Source organism: Vibrio sp. 10N.247.310.17, assembly GCF_041466605.1.
GTDB classification, from domain to species: Bacteria; Pseudomonadota; Gammaproteobacteria; order Enterobacterales; family Vibrionaceae; genus Vibrio; species Vibrio tasmaniensis_A.
The window spans coordinates 1-1908 of the sequence record NZ_JBFSTC010000205.1; the positions used below are offsets into that span (position 1 = coordinate 1).

At 42.2% G+C, this 1908-nt stretch carries 2 protein-coding genes; both read right to left on the bottom strand.

Annotated features, from left to right (window positions below; genetic code table 11):
• Positions 1 to 259: 259 nt before the first annotated feature.
• Positions 260 to 1195 (bottom strand): nucleotidyl transferase AbiEii/AbiGii toxin family protein, encoded by a 936-nt coding sequence (locus AB6D80_RS24840; RefSeq protein WP_372189913.1) that lies wholly within the window; start codon positions 1193 to 1195, stop codon positions 260 to 262.
• Positions 1196 to 1197: 2 nt separating this feature from the next.
• The gene (locus AB6D80_RS24845) at positions 1198 to 1602 is read right to left on the bottom strand and encodes a DUF6088 family protein (protein ID WP_017103705.1); all 405 of its coding nucleotides are present in this window, start codon (positions 1600 to 1602) and stop codon (positions 1198 to 1200) included.
• Between the last annotated feature and the right edge of the window lie 306 nt (positions 1603 to 1908).

Here is a 1908-nt window from a genome sequence, read left to right on the forward strand (position 1 = left end):
TGAGTTAGAAAGTGCCACGAGTCAAAATTCAGGTCTATGAAGCCTCTGGACAAAAATGAGCTGGAGTATTCACTCGCAACCGCCTTCTTCGGATAACTTAAATTTAGGGAAACTATCAATTAGCTTAGTAAGCTCATCAATCACATCTTTAGAGCTATGTGGTTAATGAGATAGAGGAGGTAACCAACTTAGACTTTTTTCAGCATAGTGCCCCTACAACTGGGAGTGTAGCCAAAAAGCAGCAGTAGGCATCGGAAGGTTAGCTAATAAGCTGCTCTGAAATACCTTTGAATGAGGCAAAACAGGTATCAAAGTCATGTGGTTCTGTGTTGTACACCATTGGGGCCACAAACGCGTCAAAACGTTTACGAAACTCCTCGTTAGCTTCTAGCTCTTCTAATCCCAGCTTTAACTCATTACGTGGATCGTCGACAAACTCCTGATGTTGATTTCCATATCGCTCCTTGTCTTCTTCCAACACGGTATCAAACATCGGCTTTAACACGTCCATATCAATCGTATGCTCTGCGCTAATGCAGTGAACATCGTAGATGTGACGAACCAATGTTTCGTCATCCTTACGCTTTGGATCACGCTTGACTGACATGGTGCGGCGTAACATGGAAAGCACTTTTTCAACCAACGTCGAATCAATGGAAATACACGACATAGCGCTTACTTCGGCAGGTTGCGTGTAGCTCTGTGCTACCAGCGATGAAATAGAGCGAGATTCAACGCCTTGAAGTTCAATGGTTTCGATGAGCTCAAGTTTGACATAAGGTCGTAGACACGGTGCTTGATGGTATTGTTGCGGGTACTCTATTTCGATTTCGACATAGCGATACTCATCGCGTACCGTTTTATCACTGTAATTCAGATAAGGGTGCTCAACTAACCTCGCAATGAGGTGTTCGACTAACGCCTTACGAGCTCTTTTCTTCGCACCTGTGCCCTTGTCGAGAAATTCCTGAGTTGGAATCAATTTTATGTCGACGTCTTCAGACATACGCAGGATCTTAATGTTGGACTTAGCCAAAGCTGTTCCACCTGAAAAAACGAGCCGGTGGTGCTCACTTTCCACGTTTTCCAACATGGCAAGCAGTGACACCACCCAATAGTCCTTTTCTGTGATCGATGGGTTACCTAAGTCGAGGGCATCAGAGACTTCAAGAAACTGCTTTTTTAGTTTTGGTATGCTCATTGTCGATTATTCAATACTCTATTACCAACCTTAAGGCTGCGGTTGAAATGCTTAGAATCCCACGTGTATCTGATAGACGCTGGTATTTGAGTGGACTGTCCATTGATGCTCTTCAATGACATGGCATCCATCTCAAAGTCTACACCGCGCAATTTTAGGACCTCACGCATAATTGCGTCAGTACCACCGGGGTTCATTGGCATCGGTTTATTAGTTAGGCTGTTGATCGTTGACTTGGTGTATAAGCCATATCCGATTTTCATCAGTACACCTTTATCCACAAGTTTTTTCAAGACACGACCAATTTGGTCATAGCTCGCATAGTTGTCGAAATCTTTCCGTTCGAACACATAGCGGCGAGAGCGTTTTATCTTTTGATAAATACGGTCAGTTGCTGTCATAATTCACCCTCCTACATAGTGCTTAATCGTAGTATACTTGAGCCCATCGTTATTTGAAATATTTACGGCATCCATTTAAGAGAAAATACGACGTGCATATTTTTATTATCAACTTATGATTATGTTTTTATTTGATTTTTTTCATTTACAAATTAACGACCTGCTTTAGGATTTATAAGCGACCTAATTCTAAATTTAACCTTTATATTGGAGTAAATGGCTATATAGCGCGTGACTACCGAATGAAGCTCTGATCCGCACCAGAAGTTTTGGACACTGAGTTAAGTGAGTACAATCACTAACGAG